The following is a 17,339-nucleotide window of genomic DNA, read 5'->3' on the forward strand; positions in this document are numbered from 1 at the left end:
TGGAGTTACACGCAGCGCAGCGAAGTGAAAAGCCGGGGGGCCGCATGACTAGCCAGGGAAATTTTCGGGGATCTTGGCCTTGCCGCGGGCTTCGGCAGCCGAGATGGCATTGCGGCGCACCAGGTCGGTCAGGTTCTGGTCGAGCGTCTGCATGCCCTGGCCCTGGCCGGTCTGGATGGTGGAGTACATCTGCGCCACCTTGGCCTCGCGGATCAGGTTGCGGATGGCCGGCGTGCCCAGCATGATCTCGTGCGCCGCCACGCGGCCCTGGCCGTCCTTGGTCTTGCACAGGGTCTGCGAGATCACGGCCTGCAGCGACTCCGACAGCATGGCGCGGATCATTTCCTTCTCTTCGCCGGGGAACACGTCGATGATCCGGTCGATCGTCTTGGCGGCCGAGGAGGTGTGCAGCGTGCCGAACACCAGGTGGCCCGTTTCGGCCGCGGTCATGGCCAGGCGAATGGTTTCCAGGTCGCGCAGCTCGCCCACCAAAATGGCGTCCGGGTCTTCGCGCAGGGCGGAGCGCAGCGCGTTGGAGAACGACAGCGTCATCGGGCCGACCTCGCGCTGGTTGATCAGGCACTTCTTGGACTCGTGCACGAACTCGATCGGGTCTTCCACCGTGAGGATGTGGCCGTACTCGTTTTCGTTGAGGTAGTTGACCATTGCGGCCAGCGTGGTCGACTTGCCAGAACCCGTGGGCCCCGTCACCAGCACCAGCCCGCGCGGCTTGAGCGCGAGCTCGCCGAAAATCTTCGGCGCGTTCAGCTGCTCCAGCGTGAGGATCTTCGAGGGAATGGTCCGGAACACCGCCGCCGCGCCGCGCGCCTGGTTGAAGGCGTTCACGCGGAAGCGCGCGAGGCCGTCGATCTCGAACGAGAAGTCGACCTCCAGGAATTCTTCGTAGTGCTTGCGGTGCGTGTCGCTCATGATGTCGTACACCATGGCGTGCACGCCCTTGTGATCGAGCGCATCCACGTTGATGCGGCGCACGTCGCCGTTGACGCGGATCATGGGCGGCAGGCCTGCGGAAAGGTGCAGGTCGGACGCTTTGTTCTTGACGCTGAATGCCAGCAATTGGGTGATGTCCACAGGGCTCCTCGGCTCGGGTGCGGTGACGTTTTGATACGATTTTGGACGATTATGACGATGATTGGCGACGACCTCCAGCAAGTAAACAACCGGATCGCGAAGGCATGTGTAACGGCCGGGCGCGCGCCCGGCGAGGTGCGGCTGCTGGCAGTGTCCAAGACCTTCGGCCCGCAGGCCGTGCGCGAGGCGCATGCGGCCGGCCAGACGGCCTTCGGCGAGAACTACGTGCAGGAGGGGCTGGACAAGATCGAGGCGCTGGCCGACCTGCGCGCCAGCCTTCAGTGGCACTGCATCGGCCCTCTGCAAAGCAACAAGACGCGGCCCGTGGCCGAGCAGTTCGACTGGGTCCACAGCATCGACCGCCTGAAGATCGCCGAGCGCCTGTCGGCCCAGCGGCCGGCCCATCTGCCGCCGCTGAATGTGTGCCTTCAGGTCAATGTGGACGGGGGCGCGAACAAGTCGGGCGTGGCGTCGCAAGAGGCCGTGGCGCTGGCCCGCGCTGTGGCGGCGTTGCCACAGCTGCGGCTGCGCGGGCTCATGGCGATCCCCGAGCCGGCAGAGGGTTTCGACGCACAGCGCGAGCTGTTCCTGCGCGCGCATGCGGTGTTCGAGTCGATTCGCGCGGCGGGCATTGCGGGCGTGGAGCTCGACACGCTCTCGCTGGGGATGAGCGCGGACCTCGAAGCGGCCATCAGCGCCGGTAGCACGATGGTTCGCGTCGGCACCGCGATCTTCGGCGGCCGGGCGCGCAAGCCCGCGTAGGCTTCAGACGCCCAGCGGCAGGCGCGCGCTGCTCTTGACTTCTTCCATCACCGCATAGGTCCGCGTTTCCCGCACGCCGGGCAACTGCCACAGAACGGTGCCGGCGAACTCGCGGTAGGCGGCCATGTCGGCCATGCGGGTCTTGAGCAGGTAGTCGAAGCCGCCGGCGACCATGTGGCATTCCATGATCTCGTCGCGCACCTGCACGGCAGCCTTGAACTGGTCGAACACGTTGGCCGTGGTGCGGTCCAGCAGCACCTCGACGAACACGGTGAAGCCGCGGCCCAGCTTGTGCGGATCGAGCCGCGCCTCGTAGCCCAGGATGAACCCTTCGCGCGTGAGCCGCTGCACCCGTGCCAGCACCGCGGTGGGCGACAGCGCCACCGCCTCGGCCAGCTTGAGGTTGGTGATGCGGCCATCCTCCTGAAGGGTCTTCAGCAGCCGGAGATCGATGCGGTCCAGGTCGAGCATCGGAGGATTATCCGGCGCGGGTGTCGATCGGCGGCGGAAGATGCGGCCTATGGCAGCCGGCTACAGGAGATAGAACCAAGGAAGTGCCCTTGGCCTACCCTTGGGGGTTCGTTTTCGCTGCGACCGTGTTCTGGCGCCTGCACAGGGCGACCTGAACAGGTCAGCGAACCGTCGTCCCCGGCTGGGCTTGTGCCTGCGCCCCGGCCTGCCCGGACATGTAGTTCGCCACGGCTTGGCGGTACCCCGGCTGCGTCACGTCAGCACCGGCCTCGCCGTTCTGTTTTGCCGCCAGGCCCGACTGCATCCACAGCCGCGTATCGGCAGCCACCGCGGCCCGGGTGTTCGTCGAGACCACGGCCGCCTGCTGCGAGATGCCGTCGGTGTAGCCCTGGGTGGGCGCGGCCTTGAGCCATTGCTGCGTGTCGGCAGCGACGACGGCGCGCGTGGTCGACGAGGTCGTCGCCACGGGGCGCGGGTCGCCCTCGGCGTAGTTGCCGGCAAAGCCGGGTGCCGAAACGAGGCCGCTCACGGCGGCGATGGCGGCGGTGCCCAGGAGGCGGGTGGCGTTCGTTTGCTGGGTCATTCGGGAAGCTCCTTGAGGTCGGTTGTGGTTGGTGAGCCCACTCTAGGGAGCGCATCCGCCGGATCGATAACCCGTCGATGACGGTTTCGTCATGTGCCGCGGGCGCCGCCCCAACGTCTCTTGCATAACCGCCAGCGCGCCGCGCATAAGCCATGGCGTCGCGCGCGGGACAGGTCTATCGTTGTGCCCATCCGTTCAACCCTGGGATCTCTCATGAGTGAAAAACTCTCCTTCGTCAGCCCGACCGCCAACAGCCCGTGGGGCACGTACCTTTCGCAGGTCGACCGCGTCGTGCCGTACCTCGGCCCGCTGGCCCGCTGGGTCGAAACGCTCAAGCGCCCCAAGCGCGCGCTGATCGTGGACGTGCCGATCGAAATGGACGACGGCCGCATTGCCCACTACGAGGGCTACCGCGTGCAGCACAACATGAGCCGCGGCCCGGGCAAGGGCGGCGTGCGCTTCCACCCCGACGTCACGCTCGAAGAAGTGATGGCGCTGTCGGCCTGGATGACCATCAAGACCGCCGCCGTGAACCTGCCGTACGGCGGCGCCAAGGGCGGCATCCGCGTCGATCCGAAGAAGCTGTCGCAGAACGAACTGGAAAAGATCACCCGCCGCTACACCAGCGAGATCGGCATCATCATCGGCCCGCACACCGACATTCCCGCACCCGACGTCAACACCAATGGCCAGATCATGGCCTGGATGATGGACACGTACTCGATGAACACCGGCGGCACCGCCACCGGCGTCGTCACCGGCAAGCCGCTGCACCTGGGCGGCTCGCTGGGCCGCGTCAAGGCCACCGGCCGCGGCGTGTTCGTCACCGGCCGAGAGGCGGCCCGCCGGCTGGGCATGGACCTGCGCGGCGCGCGCATCGCGGTGCAGGGCTTCGGCAACGTGGGCTCGGTCGCGGCCGAACTGTTCGCGGAAGCCGGCGCCAAGATCGTGGCCGTGCAGGACCACACCGGCACCATCGTCAACAGCAACGGCCTCGACCTGGCAACGCTGATCCCCATTGCCAACAAGGACGGCGTGGTTGCCTTCAAGGGCGGCGACGTGGTGCCCAACGACGCCTTCTGGGACACGGCCTGCGACATCCTGATCCCGGCCGCGCTCGAAGGCCAGATCACCGCCGAACGCGCGAAGAAAACCACCGCCAAGCTGGTGCTGGAAGGCGCCAACGGGCCGACCGTGCCGGTGGCCGACGACATCCTCGCCGAGCGCGGCGTGCTGGTGGTGCCCGACGTGATCTGCAACGCCGGCGGCGTGACGGTGAGCTACTTCGAATGGGTGCAGGACTTCTCGTCGTTCTTCTGGGACGAGGACGAGATCAACGTGCGCCTGGACCGCATCATGATGAACGCGCTCAACCAGATCTGGGACACCGCGGACAAGCACAAGATCACGCTGCGCACGGCGACGTACGCGGTGGCTTGCGAGCGCATCCTGATGGCGCGGCAAGAGCGCGGCCTGTACCCGTGATTTTTTGACGGGAAGGGGTTGTACGCTCGGGGCATGACCAGCGTCCCCGTGCAGAAACTCCCTCCCATTCCTGCAGACAGCCTCGCCCGCCTGCACGCCCTGATGGCCGGCGGGCAGCGCAAGCTGCTGGGCCTGGTCGGCGCCCCCGGCGCCGGCAAGTCCACGCTGGCGGCGGCACTCCTCGGGGCCATCGGCGCCGACCGCGCCCAGGTCGTCCCCATGGACGGCTTCCACCTCGCCAACGTCGAGCTGCAACGGCTCGGCCGGGCCGGCCGCAAGGGCGCCCCAGACACCTTCGACAGCGCCGGCTACGTCGCCCTGCTGCAACGCCTGCGCGAACAGCGCCCCGACGGCGACATCGTCTATGCGCCCGAATTCCGCCGCGAGATCGAGGAGCCGGTGGCCGGCGCCATCGCCGTGTTGCCCACGACGCAGCTGGTCATCACCGAAGGCAACTACCTGCTGCACGACGTCGGCCCGTGGGCCGGGGCGGCGGCGATGCTCGACGAGGTCTGGTACGTGGACATCGACGACGCCCTGCGCGAAGCGCGCCTGGTGCGGCGCCACCAGCAGTTCGGCCGCAGCGCCGAGGAGGCCCGCGCCTGGGTCGACAGCACCGACGCGCCCAATGCGCGGCTGATCGCGGCGACGCGGGTGCGCGCGCAGCACGTGCTGCCCTGGTCCTGAAAATTTATCGCGGCGGGGAACGCCGGGCCGCGGGCACGCTCGAAGCCTTGCCGGCGCGCTACGCCGGTTAGCATCCGCCGCTTCATGCCGACCATGCACCTCACTTCATCTGCTTCTTTCTTCTCCTTCGTTCGCGCCCCGGTCCTGCTGCTGGGCCTGGTGTCCGCGCTCGTTCTGGCCGGCTGCGGCACCAGCTCGCGCCGCGTCACCTACGAGCCCGAGGAGTTCGGCTCCACCACCACGCATACCCGCAACTACGAGGCCACCGAGGCCCAGACCTGCGAGGCCGCGCGCCGCGCGCTGCTGAGCCAGGGCTACATGATCACGGCCGCCAACGCCGACCTGGTGACCGGGCGCAAGAGCTTCCAGCCGGCGGCCGAGGTGCATGTGGAGGTCGAGTTCCGCGTGGTCTGCGCGCAGGAGGGCGGCAGGGGCACCAAGGGCGGCACTGCCAGCAAGAGCACGGTGGCCTTCGTGACGGCGCTGCAGGACCGCTACGGCATCAAGAAGGTGAACAACTCGGCCAGCGTGGGCGTGGGCGCGATCGGCTCGCTGTCGCTGCCGTTCTCGGCCAGCGACGACGCCATGGTGAAGGTGGCGAGCGAAACGCTGACCGACGAGCGCTTCTACGACCGCTTCTTCGCGCTGCTCGACCGTTTCCTCGAAGGCCCCGAAGGCGCTGAAGGCGCTGAAGACGCCGGCGACAGCCAGGCCGAGGCCCCCACCCAACCGCCCGCGGCCAGGTTGCCTGCCCCGACGTCGCCTGCCGCGCCTGCCGCGCCGGCCACGCCACCTGCGCCTGCACCGGTCATGACCTTTCCCGTGCCCTCGTCGCCGAGCCGCGGCTGAGGGCGGCCCCGCCCCGCGGGCCTCGACGTCAACGCACCAGCGTCGACTTGCCGAACAGGCTCTCGATCAGCTCCACCGCCACCTCGGCCGTCTGGTTGCGCACGTCCAGCGCGGGGTTCAGCTCCACCACGTCGACGGAGCCCAGCCGCCCGGTGTCGGAGATCATTTCCATGCACAGCTGCATCTCGCGGTAGGTCGGCCCGCCGCGCACGCCGGTGCCCACACCGGGCGCAATGCCGGGGTCCAGGCAGTCGAGGTCGAAGCTCACGTGCAGGTGGGTGTCTTCGTCCACGTCCTGCAGCGCCTCGGTCATGGTGGTGCGCATGCCGTGCTCGTCGATGTGGCGCATGTCGAACACATGCAGGCCCAGCGTGCGAATGGCTTTCTTCTCGTCGCTGTCGACGCTGCGGATGCCGATGAAGCGGATGGCGTCGGGCTGCAGCGCCGCGCGCTCGCCGCTCCAGCCCGTGAGCACCGCGGGCCCGTGGCCCAGCAGGCACGACACCGGCATGCCGTGCAGGTTGCCGCTGGGGCTCGAGGTCTCGGTGTTGACGTCGGAATGCGCGTCGAGCCACAGCACGCGCAGCTTCTTGCCGCGCTGGCGCGCGTGCCAGGCCACCGCGCTGATCGAGCCGATGGCCAGGCAGTGGTCGCCGCCCAGCATCACCGGCACGTGGCCTGCGCCCAGTGCGCTGTCGACGGCCGTGTACACCGAGCGGTTCCACGCGATCACCTCGTCGAGGTGGCGCAGCCCGTTGGCCGGGGCCGTCCAGGGCGTGGCCGGGCCTGCGAGGTTGCCGCGGTCGATGATCGCGAAACCCTGCCCCGCGAGCGCCTCCGCGAGGCCCGCCACGCGCAGCGCGTCGGGCCCCATGCCGGCGCCGCGCACGCTGGCGCCGATGTCGGTCGGCGCGCCGATCAGTTCGAGGGTGGTGGGGTCATTGCTCATTTCGGCTTCCTCAGGTGTTGCCACAGGTACGCATAGCCCAGCGCGTCCATGAAGGCGGACTCCTTGTTGTCCGTGGCCGCGCTGTGGCCACCTGCCAGGTTCTCGTAGAAGCTGCTGTCGTGGCCCAGCGCCACCATCTTCGCGTGCATCTTGCGCGCATGCACCGGGCCCACGCGGTCGTCGCGGGTGGAGGTGGTGAACAGGGCGGGCGGATAGGCCCGGCCGGCCTCCGCGTTCTCGTAGGGGGAGAAGGTCTTGATGAACGCCCATTCGTCGGGCTGCTCCGGGTCGCCGTATTCCGCGATCCACGACGCGCCGGCCGACAGCTGCGTGTAGCGCCGCATGTCGAGCAGCGCCACCTCGCTCACGATGGCGCCGTACAGCTGCGGGTACAGCGTGAGCATGTTGCCCATCAGCAGGCCGCCGTTGCTGCCGCCCATCGCGCCCAGGTGCGTGGGCGAGGTGATCCTGCGTGCGATGAGGTCTTCGGACACGGCCGCGAAATCCTCGCAGGTGCGCAGCCGGTTCTCCTGCAGCGCGGCCTGGTGCCAGCGAGGGCCGTACTCGCCGCCGCCGCGGATGTTGGCAACGACGTACACGCCTCCCTGGTCGAGCCACGCCCGGCCGATGCTGCCGCTGTAGCTGGGCTGCAGCGAGATCTCGAAGCCGCCGTAGGCGTACTGCAATGTGGGGTGGGTGCCGTCGGCCTTCAGGTCGTGGGCGGCAATCTCGAAGTAGGGCACGCGCGTGCCGTCCTTCGAGGTGGCGAAGTGCTGGCTCACGCGGTAGCGCGAGGCGTCGAAGAAGGCGGGGCTGTCCTTCAGCACCTGGGGCTCGCCCTGGCCGATGGTGCCGATGTAGAGCGTGGTCGGCTGCAGGAAGCCGCTCACGGTGAGGAAGTAGTCGTCGTTCTCGTCCTCGTCGATGCCGCCCGCCGCAATGGTCGACAGCGCCGGTGCGCCGCCCAGGCTTTCGCGTGTCCATGCGCCCTTGCCGTCGGCCGGGGGCGTCAGCACTTCGAGCCGGTTCACCACGTCGTGCATCACGTTGACGATCAGGTGGTGGCGCGTCCATGAATGGCTGTCCAGCGCGGTGGTGTCGTCGGGCGCGAACAGCACGGTGAGTTCGCGCCGGCCGGCCATGTAGTCGTCGAAATTCGTGGCCAGCAGCGAGCCCGACTTGTACGTGGTGTCGCCCACGGTCCAGTCGGTGCGCGGTTCGATCAGCATCCACTCGCGCGTGATCTCGGCCAGCGAGTCGTCGGGCACGTCGATCTTGGCGAGCGCGCCGTCGGCGCCGCGCAGCCAGGTCTCGCTGTCGTAGAAGTCGATCTGGCGCGAGACGTAGTCGCGCTCGAAGCCGGGCGTGTTGTCGCGGTAGGCGCCGACGGACATGTCCTCGTGCAGGCCTTCGTACACCGTCACGGCGCTTTCCAGCGGCGTGCCGCGGCGCCACTCCTTCACGATGCGCGGGTAGCTGGAGCTGGTCATGGAGCCGGGGCCGAAGTCGGTGGCCACGTACAGGTGGTCGATGTCCTTCCAGCCCACATGGTTCTTCGCCTCGGGCAGCGTGAAGCCGCCTTCGACGAACTGGCTCGTTTCCAGGTCGAACTCGCGCACCACGTCGGCGTCGGCCCCGCCGCGCGACAGCGAGATCAGGCAGCGCTTGTAGTCCGGGTCCAGGCAATCGGCGCCGTGCCAGACCCAGTTCTCCTGGTCGGCCGCGGCCAGCGCGTCGAGGTCGAGCACGGTTTCCCAGGCGGGCTGCGGCTTGCGGTATTCCTCGAGCGTGGTGCGGCGCCACAGGCCCTTCGGGTGCGCCTTGTCGCGCCAGAAGTTGTAGAAGCGCGCGCCGATCTTGCGCACCATCGGAATGCGCTCTTCCGAGTCGAGCACCTCGAGGATGCCCTGCTGGAGCGCATCGAACGCGGGCGACTGGGCGTAGGCCTGCACGGTGAGCGCGTTCTGCGCACGGGCCCAGTCGAGCTGCTTCTCGCCGTCGATGTCTTCGAGCCAGAGGTGGTCGTCTTGCGCTGGTTGCAGCGATTGCGGGGGGAGGCTGGATGTCATGGCCTCAGTGTACGGAGGCCGTGTGAAAGAGGCTCCGCACAAGCCCCTGGGCGCACCTGTCGCGGCCCCGCCGGGCATGCGCAACCTTTCCCTTACTCCGGGCAAACCCCTGCCCGCTGGTGCCTTCCCCCCGGTGGAAACACTGAAGAAGACGGGGCCCACGAACGCAATGCCCGCGCTATCCTGCCCCACGGCGCCAGCCCCACCTAGGAGACACAACACATGAAACACCTGAGCGGTCTTGATGCCACCTTCCTGCACCTGGAAACGCCGGAAATGCCGATGCACGTGGGCTCGCTCAACGTGCTCGACCTGCCCAAGGGCTACAAGGGCGACTTCTACGAAGACGCCAAGAACTTCATGGCCAGCCGCATCCACCTGGCCGACGTGTTCACGCGCAAGCTGGCGCTGATGCCCTTCGACATGTCCAACCCGGTGTGGGTGGACGACGAGGACATCGACCTCGACTACCACGTGCGCCACATCACGCTGCCCAAGCCGGGCACCAACCGGCAGTTGCAGCAGTACGTGGCGCGGCTGCATTCCACGCTCATCGACCGCAGCCGCCCCATGTGGGAGTTCTTCATCATCGACGGGCTGAAGAGCGGCCAGGTGGCGCTCTACACCAAGGTGCACCATGCCGGCATCGACGGGCAGGCCGGCGTGGAGCTGGGCAAGGCCATCTTCGACCTCGAGGCCACCGGCCGCGTGGTGAAGCCGCCGCGTTCGCGCCCGCGCAGCAGCGGCTACCAGCTGGGCATGGCCGAGCTGGCCACCGCGGCGCTGCGCAACACCGCGCAGCAGTACGTGAAGCTCTTCAAGATGGCGCCGGCCATCGCGCGTGCCATCGGCGGGCTGGCCAAGCCCGACGAGAAGTCGGCCGAGAAGGACACGGCCGCCGCGCCGAAGAAGTTCAACCTGTTCGCGCCGCGCACCTCGCTCAACGTGTCGATCACCAACCAGCGTACCTTCGCCGGGCGCACCATCTCGCTGGCCGAGACCAAGTACGTCGCCAAGCATTTCGGCGTGTCGCTCAACGACGTGGTCATGGCCACCGTGGCCGGCGCGCTGCGGCACTACCTGGCCGACAACAACGAGCTGCCCGCCAAGCCGCTGGTGGCCGGCGTGCCGGTGAGCCTGCGCGAGGCGGGCGACAGCACGGCCAACAACCAGGCCAGCATGATCCTGGTGAGCCTGGCCACCGACATCACCGACCCGGTGCAGCGGCTGAAGGCCATCAACACGTCGTCGAACGCGTCGAAGTCGACCATGAACCGCTTCAAGGCGGTGATCCTGGACGACTTCCCGACCTTTGCTGCGCCCTGGCTGGTGTCGGGCATTGCGTCGATGGTGGGACGCTCGGGCATCGTCAACCTGCTGCCGCCGGCGGCCAACGTGGCCATCTCGAACGTGGCGGGGGCGCCGTTCCCGATGTACTTTGCCGGCGCGCTGGTCACCTGCTACTACCCGGTGTCGATCGCCAGCCACGGCACGGCGCTCAACGTCACGGTGCAGAGCTACAACGGCCGCATGGACTACGGCCTGATCGCCTGCCGCCGCGCCGTGCCCGACATCACCGAGATCGGCGACTACATGCTGGCCGAGCACAAGCTGCTGATGGAACTGACGCAGAAGCACCCTGCCGCCGCCGGCGCGGCGCCCGCGCCCGCGCCGCCGAAGACGGTGGAGGAGCCGTCGGACGAGGAGGCGCCGGCCGTCGCCGCAAAGAAGACGCCTGCCGCGCGCAAGAAGGCGCCTGTGAAGGTGGCCGCCAAAAAGGCGCCTGTCAAAGCCGCTGCAAAAACTGTCGCCAAGGCGCCTGCCAAGGCCGCCGCGAAAAAGGTTGCTGCAAAAAAGGTTGCTGCAAAGAAAGCCGCCGCGCCCAAGCCGCCGGCCCGCAAGGCCGCGCCGGCCAAGCGCGCCCGCGCCCCGCGCGCCGCTGCGGCATGATCGGCGCGCGGGCCCGGCCTGCAGAAAGTTGGGGCAGTTGGACTAGTTTTCCGACCGTTCTAGTTTTCCAGGCCTAGGCCCCCGGGAAGAAGATAGGCCCATCGCGACAGAACCTCTCGGTTTCCTTCGCGAGCCCATCCACTTCAAAGGAAATCACCATGTCCACGCAAACCACCATCGCATCCGCAGCCGTCCACGTCGTCGGCCAGTACAACGACGCGGGCAAGACCCTGGTCGGCGCCTACCGCACCGGCGTGCACCGCCTGCTGGGCGGCGCCGCTTCGCGCTACAGCAACTTCCTGGGCAGCCGCCAGATTCCGATGGTGAGCGAACAGGTGAAGGCCAACCTGATCGGCGCGCAAGAAAAGATCAACGGCTTCCTGGCCAACCGCCTGGACATCGACACCGGCCGCATCGTCTCCGTGATGGACCGCGTCGCAGCAGGCACCACCACCGGCATCGAAACGGTCGCCGGCCGCGTGGCCCGCGTCGAGTCGCCGGTCGTCACCTCGGTGATCAACGCCCTGGGCGCGCTGAACCAGCCGATCGCCACCGTCTCGGTGCAGATCGCCGACAAGATCGTCGCCGGCACCCGGCAGATCGAAGCCCGTGTGAGCGGCGCCGAAGAAGCCAAGCCGGTCCGCACGGTGAAGGCCAAGGCCGCCGTGGCCCGCAAGCCGGTTCGCCGCGCTGCGGCCCGCAAGGCCGCCTGAACTCCGGGGGCCCCGGGGCACCCGGCGCCCCTTTTCTTTTTCCCGGCATCTGGAGCACCGCATGGCGACCCGTCCTGAAGAAACTGCAAAGTTGAAGAAGAGGGCGGCGCCTGCGAAGAAGGCGCCGGCTTCGCGGAAAGCGGCCCCGCGCAAGGCGGCAACCGCAACGAAGAAGACGCCGAAGACGCCGAAGGCGCCCGAGCCCGGCAAGGCCGAAGGCCTGCTGCGCGCGGGCCTGAAGGCGCTGGACACCGTGCGCAACGACGTCGCCAAGCGCCAGGCTAACGTGATCGAAGGCCTGCTTGGCATCCGGCAGGGCAAGGTCCCCAGCCTCGACAGCTTCGGCATCCGCAAGTTCGAGGACGTGTTCGACCAGCGCGTCGCCACCGCGCTGGAGCGCCTGGGCATGCCGGGCGCGCAGGAGGTGCAGGCCCTGCGCGACGAGGTCGCGCAGTTGCGCGAACGGGTGGCGCAACTCGAAGGCACCGCAGGCACCGGCGTTGCCGCCCCGCGCGGCCGCGCCAGGCGCTGAAGCCACGACACAAGCCGGTTGTGGCCAGTTCCAACACCACGCGCGATCGCATCCTGCAGGCCAGCCTTGCGCTGTTCAACGCGCAGGGCCTTGCCGCCGTGTCCACGCACAAGATCGCGGCCGAGCTCGGCATCAGCCCGGGCAACCTGCACTACCACTTCAAGGCCAAGCAGCTGATCGTCGAATGGCTGTTCCGGCGCTTCGAGCAGCGGCTCGAGGCCCTGAACGGTTCGTCGGCCGCCATTGCCGCCATCGACGACCTGTGGCTGGCGCTGCACCTGCGCTTCGAGGCCATCGACGAGTACCGCTTCATTTACCGTGACATGGCCTTTCTGGCCAGCGAATACCCGGCGCTGGGCCAGCGCGCGCAGGCGCTGACGGCGCACAACCTGCTGGCCGCGCAGGCGCTGTGCGAAGGCCTGGTGGCCTCGGGCGTGATCGAGACCAGCGCGGAGCAGGCGCGCATCCTGGCGCTGCAGATGGTGTTCACCACCACCTGCTGGCTGTCGTTCGAGCGGCTGGTGCCGGGGCGCGACGCGCTGGCGCAGGCCGACCCGGGCCTGGCGGCTTTCTACACGCTCACGCTCGTTTCGCCATATGTTTCCAGTGAATCGAGGGCTTACCTCGATTACCTGAGGGGCAAATACCTCGGATAAATGACGTTGTTGTCCGACGGGGCATGGGCTGCCAGAGCCCCAACTTCGTCGTCAACAGACAAGAATCGGCAGACAAGGAACCCGCACCATGACCACCGCCACCCACGCCAAAGACACCATCGCCCCGCCGTCGCGCCTGCTGCTGCTGGCCGAAGCGCGCGCGCTCTGGGAAACCGGCGCCGGCATCGCCATGTGGCCGCTGCTGCAGCTCACGCCGCGCGGCGACGGGCACCCGGTGATCGTGCTGCCGGGCCTGGTGGCCGGCGACGGTTCCACATTGCTGCTGCGCCGCTACCTGTGCAGCCGCGGCTACGACGCGCACGGCTGGGGCCTGGGCCGCAACCTCGGCCCGCGCGAAGGCGTGGAGCACGGCATGGTCGAGCTGCTGAAGACCCTGCACGAGAAGAACGGCGAGAAGGTCAGCGTCATCGGCTGGAGCCTGGGCGGCGTGTACGCACGGATGCTGGCGTCGTCGTATTCGCACATGATCCGCGACGTGATCACCCTGGGCAGCCCGTTCTCGGGCAGCCCGCGCGCCACCAACGCCTGGCGCGTGTACGAGGGCGTGAGCGGCCAGAGCTCGCACGACCCGCGCCGCATGAAGTTCGTGCAACCCACGCCGCCCGTGCCCACCACCTCCATCTTCAGCCGCACCGACGGCGTGGTGGCCTGGCGCTGCAGCATCGAGAAGACCGGCCCGCAGTCGGAGAACATCGAGGTGATGGCCAGCCACCTGGGGCTGGGCGCGCACCCGGCCGTGCTCTATGCGGTGGCCGACCGGCTGTCGCAGGCCGAGGGCCAGTGGAAGCCCTTCAATCGCGGACTGCTGGGGCCGCTGGTCTACCCGGACCCGGACCGCGCGAGCTGACCTGCGAGGCTGGGCGAGGCTACGCGCCGGCCCACACGTCGAGCACGTAGCGCTGGTCGGCAATCATCCTGTCCATCCACGCCGCGCTGTCTTGGCCGTGTTCGCGCGCCAGGTCGCTCAGTGTGCGGCGCACGTCCGGCTCCATGCGAGAGCCGTCGCCGCACACGTAGACCACGGCGCCCGCTTCCAGCAGCTTCCAGATTTCGGCCCCCTGCTCGCGGATCAGGTCCTGCACGTAGACCTTGCGCTCGCCCGAGCGCGAGAACGCGGTGTGCAGCTTCATCACGCCGCGGTGCGCCCAGCCCTTCAGCTCCTCGGCATAGATGAAGTCCTGCGCCGGATGCCGGCAGCCGAAGAACAGCAGCGCCTCGCCCAGCGAATGGCCCGCCTCGATCTGTGCCGCGCGCTCCTGCAGGAAGCCGCGGAACGGCGCCAGCCCCGTGCCCGGGCCGACCATGATCAGCGGGCGGCTCGCATCCTCGGGCAGGCGGAAGCCCTCGGCCGTGGTCTCGCGCACCACGCCATGCACCGTGTCACCGGCTTCCGAACGCGCCAGGAAGTTGGAGCACACGCCTTCGAAGGTGCCCATGCCCGAGCGCGCCGGTTCCCGCACCACCCCCACCGTCACGCTGCAGCGGCCCGGGGTCATCGTCGGCGATGAAGAGATCGAGTAATAGCGCGGCGACAGCGGCGACAGCATCTCCAGGAACACCGAGAACGGCACTTGGCAGGCGCGGTGTTCCTCGAGCAGGTCGAGCAGCGACTTGCGCTTGTGCAGCACCTCGGCCTTGTACGCCGCCTGCGAGGCCTCGTCGCTGCCCGACAGCGCCGCCAGCTTCGGTTTGGTGAACGGGCATTCGGTGTACGCCGCGAGCGTGGCGATCTGCTTGCGCGTGGCCACGTCCTGCAACTCGACGTAGTCGCCCAGCAGCCGGTCGACGGCAATCACCTGCTCCACCGGCAGCGCCGCCTTGCGACCCGCGCCCGCATGCAGGCGCACATGGGCCGTGCGGTCGAAGCCGAAGCGCGCCATGGCGCGCTCGACCTGCGTCGGGCTGTTGCGCGGCACCACGCTCAGGTGGTCGCCGGCACGGTAGATCAGGCCCTCGGGCAGCATCAGCTCGACGTGGCGCGTGGAGCGCCCGGCCTCGCCGTGCACACCGCCATCGGCCGGGCTCTGCAGCTCGCGGTTCTCGATGACCCGCAGCGCCACCGCGCCCAGCGCATCGACGAGCGCGTTCTTCTGCGGCGGCGGGAGTTCTTCCAGCGTGTACAGCGGCTCGCTCTGCGCGGGCGCGTCGGCCCCGGTCTTGATGTCGAAAGCCTTCACCAGCTCGGGCCACAGCGCGTCGCTCCAGTCCTGGAAGGCGCCGTCCATGTCCTCGCGCGCATCGCCTTCGCCGCGCGGATGCACGCGCGTGGCGCCCAGCGCCTCGAGCCGCTCGTCGATGCGGCGCGGCACGGCCTGGTAGGTGGCGGCCCAGTCGGTGTTGCCGCAGCCGAACACGCTGAAGCGCACGCCGTTGAGCGCGTCGTCGGCCTTGTCGAGCCAGCGGTGGAACTCGGCCGCGTTGTCGGGCGCCACGCCGTTGTACGAGGCGCAGACGATCGCCACCGCGCCGTTGGCCGGCAGGCGCTCGGCGTAGTCGTCGAGCGAGGCCAGCTGCGTCGAGAAGCCGCGCAGCTCGCCCGCTTCGGCCAGTTGCCGCGCCAGGTCTTCTGCCGTGCCGAGGTTGGAGCCCTGCAGCACCAGCAGCGAAGTGCCGTGGCGCGCGGCCTGCGGCTTGCGCACGGCCGGCTGCGTGGGCTGCACCGGCGCCGCCGCCGCGTCGGTCATGCTGCCGCGCGGCCGCGTGGCCGGGTCGCGCAGCAGCGCCTTGATCTTGAAGCCCTCGGGCTTGATGGTGAGCGCCTCCTTGATCTTCAGCTGGTAGCCCGCGTGGTCCACCAGGTTGAAGCGCTGCAGGATCATGCCCAGCGTGAGCACCGCCTCCTGCAGCGCGAACTGCCGCCCGATGCAGGCGCGCTGCCCGTTGCCGAAAGGCTTGAAGGCGTTCACCGGGCGCTCGCGCTCGGCCTCGCGGCTGAAGTTGTCGGGGTCGAACTGGTCGGCGTTCTCGCCCCAGATGCCCTTGTCACGGTGCAGCGCCAGCGCGTGCATGATGACCATGTTGTTCTTCTTGATCGTGTACTGCCCGCCGATCGTCGTGTCTTCCTTGGCGCGCATCGAGATGGCCGGCGCGGTGGGAAACAGGCGCAGCGATTCCTTCAGCACCTGCATCACGTACTGCAGCCGGTTGACCTGCGCGTAGGTGGGCTTCTGCGTGGTGTCGGGGCCGAACACGTTGTCGACCTCGGCCTGCGCCTTGGCCAGCGCCTCGGGGTTGTTCAGCAGGAAGTAGATGGCGAACGAGAGCAGCCCGCTGGTGGTCTCGTGTCCCGCGATGAGGAATTCGATGCACTCGTCGCGGATCATCTTGTCGGAGAGCTTCTCGCCGCTTTTCTTGTCCACGCCCGCGATCATGTAGCTCAGCAGGTCGGGCTTGGTGGCAATGTCGGCGCCGCTCGCGCGCCGCTCCTCGATGATGTCTTCCACCATCTTGTGCATGTAGCGGATGTCCTTGCGCTGCTGCGCGAGCTCCTTCTTCAGCATCAGTTCTTCGAGCGGCAGGCCGCGGCGGTTCTGCACCGTCTCCAGGGTGCGCACCATCGCGTCGACGAAGGGGTGGAAGCCCTCGCGATAGAACGAGTTGAAGCGGTAGCCGAAGCCGCACAGGCCGATGGTGTCCAGCGTGAGCGCGGTCATGTCGCGCACCACGTCCACCTCTTCGTCGAAGTTCAGCCGTTCCCACTTGGTGACCAGCTGGCCCGCGATGTCCAGCATCATCGGGTGGTAGGCCTGCATGGCGCGCTGGCTGAAGTTGGCCAGCAGGATGTTGTGCGGCTTCGACCAGGTTTCCTCGTGCGTGTCGGAGGTGAACAGGCCGTGCGATGCGGCGCGCAGCCGGCGCAATGCGCCGCGCGTGCTCTTGTCGAAGCGCTTTTCCTCGCAGAGCTCGTCCACCAGCGCGGGCGAGGACACCACGATCACCGGCATGCCCGGCATGTCGAGCCAGTAGATGCCGCCGAGCTCTTTCGCGATCTTCCACATGTCGAGCACGGGAGAGTCGGACCCGATCGACAGCAGGTTGCCGACGAAGGGCTTCTTCGCCGGATGCGGGATCGGGTGGAGCGAGTTTTTGCCTGCCATGGTCTGTCGTGCCTTTGGAGTGCACCCGCTTCGGATGTCCGGGGTGTAACAACCGGAGTATCCCGACGGCACAGGGCGTGGGCAGGGCGGGGATTCCCTTAGGTCCTCCCTTGAAAGCCGGAGAGGGGCGGGTGCTTCAAGGAGCGCTCACGCCGACGGGGTACCTTGCTCCGCGAATGTCCCCCGGCCTGCGGCCTCCTCCTTTATTTCGCTGCGCAAGGCACCCCATCGGCGTGAGCGTTGTCAGCAGCGGTTGTTGATCAGCCGCAAACCGACAGCGTGCCCGGGTGAACAGGGCGTCGGGTGCTTCCCGCAGCGAAATAAAGGAGGAGGGGCGCAGCCCCGGGGGACATTCGCGCAGGGGAGTACCCGGCGGCCTGTTCACACGCCCTGAACAGCAGCGCCTGATGAACCACGGCGCCC

General features: G+C 68.3%; 15 protein-coding genes. 9 read left to right on the forward strand and 6 right to left on the reverse strand.

Features of this window, described 5'->3' with window-relative positions; all coding sequences use genetic code 11:
• Positions 1 to 48: 48 nt before the first annotated feature.
• Positions 49 to 1,092, reverse strand: coding sequence for a type IV pilus twitching motility protein PilT (locus AC0IYU_RS24795; RefSeq protein ID WP_435487450.1), 1,044 nt, complete (start codon positions 1,090 to 1,092; stop codon positions 49 to 51).
• Positions 1,093 to 1,143: 51 nt separating this feature from the next.
• Here AC0IYU_RS24795 and AC0IYU_RS24800 point away from each other — a divergent pair, with 51 nt between their 5' ends.
• Positions 1,144 to 1,854, forward strand: a complete 711-nt coding sequence (locus tag AC0IYU_RS24800) for a YggS family pyridoxal phosphate-dependent enzyme (protein WP_472122238.1) — start codon at positions 1,144 to 1,146, stop codon at positions 1,852 to 1,854.
• A 3-nt stretch (positions 1,855 to 1,857) separates the two neighbouring features.
• Here AC0IYU_RS24800 and AC0IYU_RS24805 read toward each other — a convergent pair whose 3' ends face one another.
• Positions 1,858 to 2,325: an Lrp/AsnC ligand binding domain-containing protein gene (locus AC0IYU_RS24805; protein ID WP_435441080.1), complete on the reverse strand. Its 468-nt coding sequence runs from the start codon at positions 2,323 to 2,325 to the stop codon at positions 1,858 to 1,860.
• Positions 2,326 to 2,485: 160 nt separating this feature from the next.
• Positions 2,486 to 2,908, reverse strand: a complete 423-nt coding sequence (locus tag AC0IYU_RS24810) for a hypothetical protein (protein ID WP_472122241.1) — start codon at positions 2,906 to 2,908, stop codon at positions 2,486 to 2,488.
• Between the two features lie 213 nt (positions 2,909 to 3,121).
• Between AC0IYU_RS24810 and AC0IYU_RS24815 the strand changes: the two genes are divergently transcribed.
• The 3 genes from AC0IYU_RS24815 (at position 3,122) to AC0IYU_RS24825 (ending at position 5,929) form a co-directional block, all read left to right on the forward strand.
• Positions 3,122 to 4,393, forward strand: a complete 1,272-nt coding sequence (locus AC0IYU_RS24815) for a Glu/Leu/Phe/Val family dehydrogenase (RefSeq protein ID WP_472122244.1) — start codon at positions 3,122 to 3,124, stop codon at positions 4,391 to 4,393.
• 33 nt (positions 4,394 to 4,426) lie between these two features.
• Complete coding sequence (locus AC0IYU_RS24820) at positions 4,427 to 5,080, forward strand: nucleoside/nucleotide kinase family protein (RefSeq protein WP_472122246.1); 654 nt, start codon at positions 4,427 to 4,429, stop codon at positions 5,078 to 5,080.
• Positions 5,081 to 5,164: 84 nt separating this feature from the next.
• A complete protein-coding gene (locus tag AC0IYU_RS24825; RefSeq protein ID WP_472122249.1) occupies positions 5,165 to 5,929 on the forward strand; it encodes a DUF2242 domain-containing protein in 765 nt (254 codons plus the stop codon).
• Between the two features lie 28 nt (positions 5,930 to 5,957).
• Here AC0IYU_RS24825 and rocF read toward each other — a convergent pair whose 3' ends face one another.
• Both rocF and AC0IYU_RS24835 read right to left on the reverse strand, forming a co-directional pair.
• Positions 5,958 to 6,878 (reverse strand): arginase, encoded by a 921-nt coding sequence (rocF, locus tag AC0IYU_RS24830; RefSeq protein ID WP_472122251.1) that lies wholly within the window; start codon positions 6,876 to 6,878, stop codon positions 5,958 to 5,960.
• On the reverse strand, positions 6,875 to 8,947 hold the full coding sequence (locus AC0IYU_RS24835) for a prolyl oligopeptidase family serine peptidase (RefSeq protein WP_472122254.1): 2,073 nt from the start codon (positions 8,945 to 8,947) through the stop codon (positions 6,875 to 6,877). Before AC0IYU_RS24835 ends, rocF begins: the two co-directional genes overlap by 4 nt.
• Before the next feature lie 222 nt (positions 8,948 to 9,169).
• Here AC0IYU_RS24835 and AC0IYU_RS24840 point away from each other — a divergent pair, with 222 nt between their 5' ends.
• From AC0IYU_RS24840 to AC0IYU_RS24860, 5 genes are all read left to right on the forward strand, one after another.
• Complete coding sequence (locus AC0IYU_RS24840; RefSeq protein WP_472122257.1) at positions 9,170 to 10,897, forward strand: WS/DGAT/MGAT family O-acyltransferase; 1,728 nt, start codon at positions 9,170 to 9,172, stop codon at positions 10,895 to 10,897.
• Between the two features lie 158 nt (positions 10,898 to 11,055).
• Positions 11,056 to 11,610 (forward strand): hypothetical protein, encoded by a 555-nt coding sequence (locus AC0IYU_RS24845; protein ID WP_472122260.1) that lies wholly within the window; start codon positions 11,056 to 11,058, stop codon positions 11,608 to 11,610.
• Between the two features lie 91 nt (positions 11,611 to 11,701).
• On the forward strand, positions 11,702 to 12,142 hold the full coding sequence (locus AC0IYU_RS24850) for a phasin family protein (protein WP_472122263.1): 441 nt from the start codon (positions 11,702 to 11,704) through the stop codon (positions 12,140 to 12,142).
• A gap of 20 nt (positions 12,143 to 12,162) precedes the next feature.
• Positions 12,163 to 12,798 (forward strand): TetR/AcrR family transcriptional regulator, encoded by a 636-nt coding sequence (locus tag AC0IYU_RS24855; protein ID WP_472122266.1) that lies wholly within the window; start codon positions 12,163 to 12,165, stop codon positions 12,796 to 12,798.
• Positions 12,799 to 12,886: 88 nt separating this feature from the next.
• On the forward strand, positions 12,887 to 13,666 hold the full coding sequence (locus AC0IYU_RS24860) for an esterase/lipase family protein (RefSeq protein WP_472122268.1): 780 nt from the start codon (positions 12,887 to 12,889) through the stop codon (positions 13,664 to 13,666).
• Positions 13,667 to 13,685: 19 nt separating this feature from the next.
• Here the strand turns inward: AC0IYU_RS24860 and AC0IYU_RS24865 are convergent, their stop codons facing one another.
• Positions 13,686 to 16,916, reverse strand: coding sequence for a bifunctional cytochrome P450/NADPH--P450 reductase (locus tag AC0IYU_RS24865; protein WP_472122271.1), 3,231 nt, complete (start codon positions 16,914 to 16,916; stop codon positions 13,686 to 13,688).
• Positions 16,917 to 17,339: the final 423 nt, after the last annotated feature.

The organism is Variovorax sp. AC103, from assembly GCF_979254005.1.